Source organism: Phenylobacterium sp., assembly GCF_020402505.1.
In the GTDB taxonomy this organism is placed as follows: Bacteria; Pseudomonadota; Alphaproteobacteria; order Caulobacterales; family Caulobacteraceae; genus Phenylobacterium.
Map to the genome: position 1 here is coordinate 1 of NZ_JADBZL010000165.1, position 6413 is coordinate 6413.

Annotated in this window: 6 protein-coding genes and 1 pseudogene; 5 read left to right on the plus strand and 2 right to left on the minus strand. The window is 72.1% G+C overall.

The genetic code is table 11. The annotated features are described in order from the left end of the window. From IM632_RS11555 to IM632_RS11575, 5 genes are all read left to right on the plus strand, one after another. Positions 1 to 240, plus strand: a 240-nt coding sequence (locus IM632_RS11555) for a TIM barrel protein (protein ID WP_296552359.1), incomplete at its 5' end; no start/stop codon positions are given. Next, on the plus strand, positions 230 to 1390 hold the full coding sequence (locus IM632_RS11560) for a Gfo/Idh/MocA family oxidoreductase (protein ID WP_296534489.1): 1161 nt from the start codon (positions 230 to 232) through the stop codon (positions 1388 to 1390). The genes IM632_RS11555 and IM632_RS11560, both read left to right, overlap by 11 nt. After that, complete coding sequence (locus IM632_RS11565; RefSeq protein ID WP_296498536.1) at positions 1387 to 2172, plus strand: TIM barrel protein; 786 nt, start codon at positions 1387 to 1389, stop codon at positions 2170 to 2172. The genes IM632_RS11560 and IM632_RS11565 overlap by 4 nt, the downstream gene beginning before the upstream one ends. Beyond that, positions 2165 to 3823 (plus strand): GMC family oxidoreductase, encoded by a 1659-nt coding sequence (locus tag IM632_RS11570; protein WP_296498537.1) that lies wholly within the window; start codon positions 2165 to 2167, stop codon positions 3821 to 3823. Before IM632_RS11565 ends, IM632_RS11570 begins: the two co-directional genes overlap by 8 nt. After that, entirely contained in the window at positions 3823 to 4554 is a 732-nt protein-coding gene (locus IM632_RS11575) for a sugar phosphate isomerase/epimerase (RefSeq protein ID WP_296523014.1), read from the plus strand. Before IM632_RS11570 ends, IM632_RS11575 begins: the two co-directional genes overlap by 1 nt. A 7-nt stretch (positions 4555 to 4561) precedes the next feature. Here the strand turns inward: IM632_RS11575 and IM632_RS11580 are convergent, their stop codons facing one another. Next, on the minus strand, positions 4562 to 6133 hold the full coding sequence (locus IM632_RS11580; RefSeq protein WP_296552361.1) for an erythromycin esterase family protein: 1572 nt from the start codon (positions 6131 to 6133) through the stop codon (positions 4562 to 4564). Then, a pseudogene (locus IM632_RS11585) lies at positions 6126 to 6413 on the minus strand (hypothetical protein); the annotation flags it as partial. The gene IM632_RS11580 and the pseudogene IM632_RS11585, both read right to left, overlap by 8 nt.

Below are 6413 nucleotides of genomic sequence, written 5' to 3' on the forward strand. Positions count from 1 at the left end.
CTGGGCGACGGACAGGTCGATTTCCGCGCCATCTTCTCCAAGTTCGCCCAGTACGGATACCAGGGCTGGGCGGTGTTGGAGTGGGAGTGCGCCCTCAAGGCGCCCGAGGATGGGGCCCGGGAGGGGGCGCCCTTCATCCGCGACCACATCATCAACGTGACCGGCAAGAGCTTCGACGACTTCGTCGCCACCGGCGCAGACGCCGCCGCCAACCGCCGGATGCTCGGCCTTGACCGCTGAGCGCCGCCTCCGGCTCGGCATGGTCGGCGGCGGGGAGGGCGCCTTCATCGGCGCCGTCCACCGCATGGCCGCCCGGCTGGATGACCGCTGGACCCTGGTCGCCGGCGCCTTCTCGTCGGATCCGGAACGCTCGCGCGCCTTCGGCCTGGGCCTGGGGCTAGACCCGGACCGCAGCTATGGCGACTTCGCGGAGATGGCCCGGGCCGAGCCGGCCCGGCCGGACGGGATCGACGCCGTCGCCATCGTCACCCCCAACGCCGCCCACTTCGCCCCCGCCCGGGCCTTCCTGGAGGCGGGGATCGCGGTCGTCTGCGACAAACCCCTGACCACCGGCATGCAGGAGGCCAGGGCCCTCTCGGACCTCGTCGCCCGCACCGGACTGCCCTTTGTCCTGACCCACAACTACAGCGGCTATCCCATGGTCCGGCACGCCCGGGACCTGGTGGCGCGGGGCGTCCTGGGGCCGATCCGGGTGGTCCAGGCTGAATACGCCCAGGACTGGCTGGCCCGCGACCTGCCCGGCAACCGCCAGGCCGACTGGCGCGGCGATCCGGCCCGGGCGGGCCCCGGCGGCGCCCTCGGCGACATCGCCACCCACGCCTTCCACCTGGCGGCCTTCGTGACCGGCGAGACGCCCTCGGCGGTCAGCGCCGAGACCTCCCGCTTCGTCCTCGGACGGCGGCTGGACGACGACGTCCAGGTGCGCCTGCGCTGGGCCGGCGGTGCGCGCGGCCAGCTCTGGGCCAGCCAGGTGGCCATCGGCGCCTCGAACGGCCTACGCCTGCGGGTCATCGGCGCCGACGCTTCGCTGGACTGGTCACAGGAGGACCCGGACTATCTGCGCTTCGCCCGGCTGGGCGAGGCCCCCCAGGTCCTGCGCCGGGGCGGACCGGGCCTGTCCCCCGCCGCCGAGGGCGCCACCCGCCTGCCCGCCGGCCACCCCGAGGGCTATCTCGAGGGCTTCGCCCAGATCTACACCGACGCCGCCGACCTCATCCTCGCCCACCGGGCGGGCCAGGCGCCCCCTGCCCGCCTTTCCGGCCTGCCCGGGGTGCGCGAGGGCGTCGAGGGCGTGGCCTTCATCACCGCCGCCGTCCGCAGCGCCGCCGCGGACGGAGCCTGGATTTCCCTTTCCGAGGAGGCCGCATGATCCGGCAGAGCTTTGCCTGGTGGTCCTTCGCCATGGACCCCGCCACCGACCCCGGGGCCCTGCTCGCCGGGGCCGCCCAGGCCGGCGCCCAGGGGGTGGAGATGCTGCCCGACGACCTGTGGCCTGTGGCTCAGGACCTCGGCCTGTCCATTGTCACCCTCAGCGGCCACGCCCTGGAGACCGGCTTCAACGACCCCGCCCGCCACGCCGCCCTGCGCGACGAGGTGCGCCGCCGGATCGATGACGCTGCGGCCGGGGGCTGCGAGGCGGTGATCGTCTTTTCCGGCTCGCGGATCGGCGACGGCGCCGACGGCCCGGCCATCGCCGCCTGCGTCGAGGGCCTCGGGCCCGTGGTGGAGCACGCGAAGGGCGCCGGCGTGCGCCTGCTCCTCGAGCTCCTGAACAGCAAGGTCGACCATCCCGGCCAGCAGTGCGACCGCACCGCCTTCGGGGCCGCCGTGGTCCGCCAGCTGGACGACCCGGGCCTGCGCCTCCTCTATGACGGCTATCACATGCAGCTGATGGAGGGGGACCTCAGCCGCACCATCAGCGACAATCTCGACCTGATCGGCCATGTCCACACCGCCGGCGCCCCCGGCCGTCACGACCTCGATGACCGACAGGAGATCAACTGGCGGGCCATCGCCGGCCTCCTCGCCCGCAAGGGCTATGGCCAGTGGGTCGGCCACGAATTCGTGCCGCGCGGGGAGCCTGTCGCCGCCCTGCGCGAGGCCATCGCCCTCTTCAACGCGGGCGCCGCCCGGGGAGTTCAGAATGTTTGACGCCATCGTCGTCGGGTCGGGAATCAGCGGCGGCTGGGTCGCCAAGGAGCTGTGCGAGCGGGGGCTGAAGGTCCTGATGCTCGAGCGCGGGCCGGAGGTCCGCCATGGCGAGGACTACAGCAATGACCTCGCCGCCAGCCTCCGGCGCAGCGAGGACCAGATCCCCCTGGAGGAGCGGGAGAAGCACTACCCCTACTATGTGGGGGTGTCCTACGCCCTGTTCGAATCCAACAAGGCCTTCTGGGCCAGCGACTACGACCATCCCTATGAGACCGCGCCCGGTAAGCCCTACCGGTGGATCCGGGGCTACCAGCTGGGCGGGCGCTCCCTGACCTGGGGCCGGCAGTCCTACCGGTGGGCGCCGCAGGACTTCGAGTCCAACCTGAAGGACGGCCACGGGGTCGACTGGCCGATCCGGTATGACGACCTCGCCCCCTGGTATGACCACGTGGAGGCCTTCGCCGGCATCAGCGGTGACTATGACGGCCTGTGCCAGCTGCCCGACGGCGACTTCCTGCCGCCCTGGCCGATGAATGTCGTCGAGGAGGCGGCCAAGGCCAAGATCGAGGCCGCCTTCCCCACCCGTCGCATGATCATGGGCCGGGTCGCCAACCTCAGCCGGACGACCAAGACCCACCAGGATCTCGGCCGCAAGCGCTGCGAGGGCAAGCTCGCCTGCGCCCACGGTTGCCCCCTCGGCGCCTACTTCTCCACCCAGGCGGCCACCCTTCCGGCGGCCCTGGCCACCGGCAACCTGACCGTCGTGACCGACGCCGTGGTCGCCTCGGTGGAGCATGACGCCGCCCGGGGCCGCGTCACCGGCGTGCGGGTGGTCGACCGCAACACCCGCGAGGGCCGCACCTACTCGGCGCGGATGGTCTTCCTCAACGCCTCCAGCATCAACACTGCGGCCCTCCTCCTGAACTCGACGTCGGAGGCCTTCCCGCGAGGCCTGGCCAACGGCAGCGACCAGGTGGGGCGCAACCTGATGGATCATGTCAGCTGCAAGCCTGTCGTCGGCCGCTGGCCGGGCTTCGCAGACCAGCACGATCCTGGCGAGCGCCCGACGGGCGTCTACATCCCGCGCTACGCCCACGTGACCGAGGCGGACAAGCCCTACCTGCGCGGCTTCGGCATGCAGGGCGGAGCCGTGCGGAGCCGTCGGGCCGAGGTCCCTGGGGGCATGCCCTGGTCCATGTCTCTCCTGCCCTTCGGCGAGGTCCTGCCCAACCCCGACAACCGCGTCACCCTCTCTGCGACCCGCAGGGACTCCTGGGGCGTGCCCGTCCCGATCATCGACGCCGCCCATGGCCGCAACGAGCGCCTGATGATGCGCGAGGCCGCCCGCGACGCCTGGGAGATGCTCAAGGCGGCCGGCTGCGTCGACATCACCCCCTGGGAGGCGGCGGCCGAGGACATCACCCCGCCCGGCGACCGCATCCACGAGATGGGTACGGCGCGCATGGGCCGCGACCCGGCGACCTCAGTGGTGAACGGCTGGGGCCAGGCGCACGAGGTTCCCAACCTCTTCCTCTCCGACGGGGCGGTCATGGCCTCCAGCGCCTCGATGAACCCCTCCCTGACCTACATGGCCCTGTCCGCCCGGACGGCGAACCATGCGGCCGACCTTCTTCGCGACGGAGCCCTCTGATGACCGCCTACGGCCTCCAGCTCTACACCCTGCGCAAACCCTTCGCCGCCGATCCCAAGGGGACACTCAGCCGAATCCGCGAGATCGGCTATGACGCGGTGGAGTTCGCCGCCCCCCTGTCCATGGACTTCGCCGACCTGGGCGCCCACCTGCGCGACATCGGCCTCGACTGCCCCTCGGTGCACGCCGGCCTGGACGACATGGCCCAGCAGCCCGACGCCGTCCTGGCCATGGCCCGCCACCTCGGCTGCCGCTGGATCGTCCCGCCCTTCGTCATGCCCGACCAGCGCGACTGGGAGGCGGTGATCGCCGGCCTGAACGCCTTCGCCCGCCGGGCGACCGCCGAGGGCTTCCGCGTCGCCTACCACCACCACGACTTCGAGTTCGCTCCGGACGCCGACGGGACCCGCCCCTTCGACCGCCTGGTCGCCGGGACCGACCCGGCCCTCGTCAGCTTCGAGCTGGACGTCTTCTGGCTGAAGCGCGGCGGTGAGGACCCCCTGGCCATGATCCGGAAGATGGCCGGCCGCGTGCGCCTCCTGCATCTGAAGGACTACAAGGCCGACGGGGGCATGGACGATGTGGGCGCCGGAACCCTCGACTTCCCCGCCCTCCTGGCCGCCGGCGCGGACGTCGGCGTGGAACACCGCTTCGTCGAACACGACTTTCCGCCGGCCCCCTACTGGCCGAGCGTGGAGGCGAGTTTGAGGTATCTGCGGGGGCTGGGGTGAGCGCCGGTCAGGCCCCGCCCGCCGCCTTCGGAGGGCGCCAGGGAAGGAGTTCGGCGGCGGAGGTGTTCCGGAGGAAGACCAGCCCGTCAAAGTGCTCGCCCAGGACGCCGCGGGAGGGGCGGCGCGAGGGGTCGTAGTCGCCCCCGATGCTGTGCAGATCGAAGGGCCGGGCGAGGGCCCGGGAAAGGTCTCCGCTCAGGTCCGTCAGGTCCAGCATCCCCGCCTGTCGGCAGAGACGCGCGGCCGCGTTGGCGAAATAGGAGGACGGGGAGGCTCGGAGGTTGAAGGTCCTGATCCTGTCGCCGGGCGCAGACAGGAAGCTTCCGGCGTAGAACTCGGTTCCGACCGCCCTGTAACCCTTGCCCAGCCGGCTTCGGAGGAAGGCGCCGGCCGGCTTTTCCTCAGGCCGCGGCTCGTGCGACACGTGCCCGTTGTGGGCCCAGAAAACGCCCCGTGCGCCCGTGCCCTCCAGCGCCACCAGCGCCTCTGCGTTTTCCGCCATGGCCCCGTCGCGGGCGTCCCAGGGGCCTGGCGCGAGATCCGCTGCGGCGATCGGGGCGGCGATGCCGTCCAGCCAGGCCTTCACCCGGGGGTCATCCCCGAAGACGAAGTTGGCGGTGGCGAGCGGATCCATCTTCCAGAGGCTCTGTTCCGCCACCCGCACCGTGTGGATGTGCAGGGCCCGCTCGCGCGCAGACAGGCCGGGGCCCGGGGCGGCGGCGAACCCGGCGCGCAGGCGCGCGAGGCCGGCGAGGGCCCGGCGGCGGGCTGCGACGATGGGTGCGTAATCGAAAGCGGGCCGCCGGGCGTACACCTTCAACATCTCGGCGGCGGCGGACGCATAGACCTCGGTGTCCGCCACGACTGCGGAGAGCTCGGCGAGGACGGCCGGCCCCGCTCCCAGCGCCTGCGCGACCTCGGCCAGCCGGGCCAGAATTCGGTCGATGTCCTGCATGTCCACGCCGCGGAAGACGATGCGCAGGTCGGGCCTGGTCAGGCGCAGGGCGCGAAGCCGCTCCATCAGTGTGGCCAGCTCGCGGTTCTTCCACCAGATGTTGCGCAGGGCCTTCAGGCCGCCCGCCGCGTCTCCGATTCCGTTTTCGAGGTAGGCGTCGAGGGCGGCGGCGCGGACAAATTCGTCTTCGATCAGGAAGACGAGGGGCCCTTCCGTCCGCGCGGCGATCTCCAGAACGATCGCTGCGCGCACCTCGTTGATTTCCTTTGTGCCATGCGTGGCCTCGCCGAGCCCGACGATCTTCGTGGCCGGGCTGAAGATCCAGGCGGGGAGGGCTTCGGCGGAGTCCGGGGTCAGGCGCCCCGTCGCCGGATCCAGGAGCAGGGGGCGCATCGCCGCCTCGAGGTCGCCCTGGGCGGCGCCGAGGGGGCTGTCGCCGGGAACCGGACTGCAGCCGTCGGCGCCGGGCCGCCGGGTCCCGTCCGCCCGGAACGCCGCCAGAGATCCGGCGAGGGCCGCCGCGCCAAGCGCCCTCAGACCCGCCCTGCGCGCGAGGGACAGGGGCGCCTCGCCTTCGCGGCTCGGCCCACCGCCGAGGAGATTCTCCGGGCCGGGCTCACCCATGGACGTTCATCCTCTGATAGGGATCGCCGGATCCCGCCCCCCGGAGAAGGATCGAGGCGGCCGGCGCCGCTGGTGACGGAAAGGGTGGCGGAGGCGGGGGCGGGGGCGCTGCGGGGGTGGTCATCCTGACGTCACCGACAATCTTGGGGGCCTTGAGGCGGTTGACGTCTTTGACCCGGCGCCAGATCAGGAACAGGTCCACCAGCCAACGGATGCCGCAGCCGCCAAAGATCAGCGGCTTCCGGATCTCGACGCCGATGTCGGTCACCATGAAGCGATC

Coding starts and splice junctions, on each gene's coding strand:
- IM632_RS11565 (WP_296498536.1), top strand. CDS start 1,387: ATGATCCGGCAGAGCTTTGCCTGGTGGTCCTTCGCCATGGACCCCGCC.
- IM632_RS11570 (WP_296498537.1), top strand. CDS start 2,165: ATGTTTGACGCCATCGTCGTCGGGTCGGGAATCAGCGGCGGCTGGGTC.
- IM632_RS11575 (WP_296523014.1), top strand. CDS start 3,823: ATGACCGCCTACGGCCTCCAGCTCTACACCCTGCGCAAACCCTTCGCC.
- IM632_RS11580 (WP_296552361.1), bottom strand. CDS start 6,133: ATGGGTGAGCCCGGCCCGGAGAATCTCCTCGGCGGTGGGCCGAGCCGC.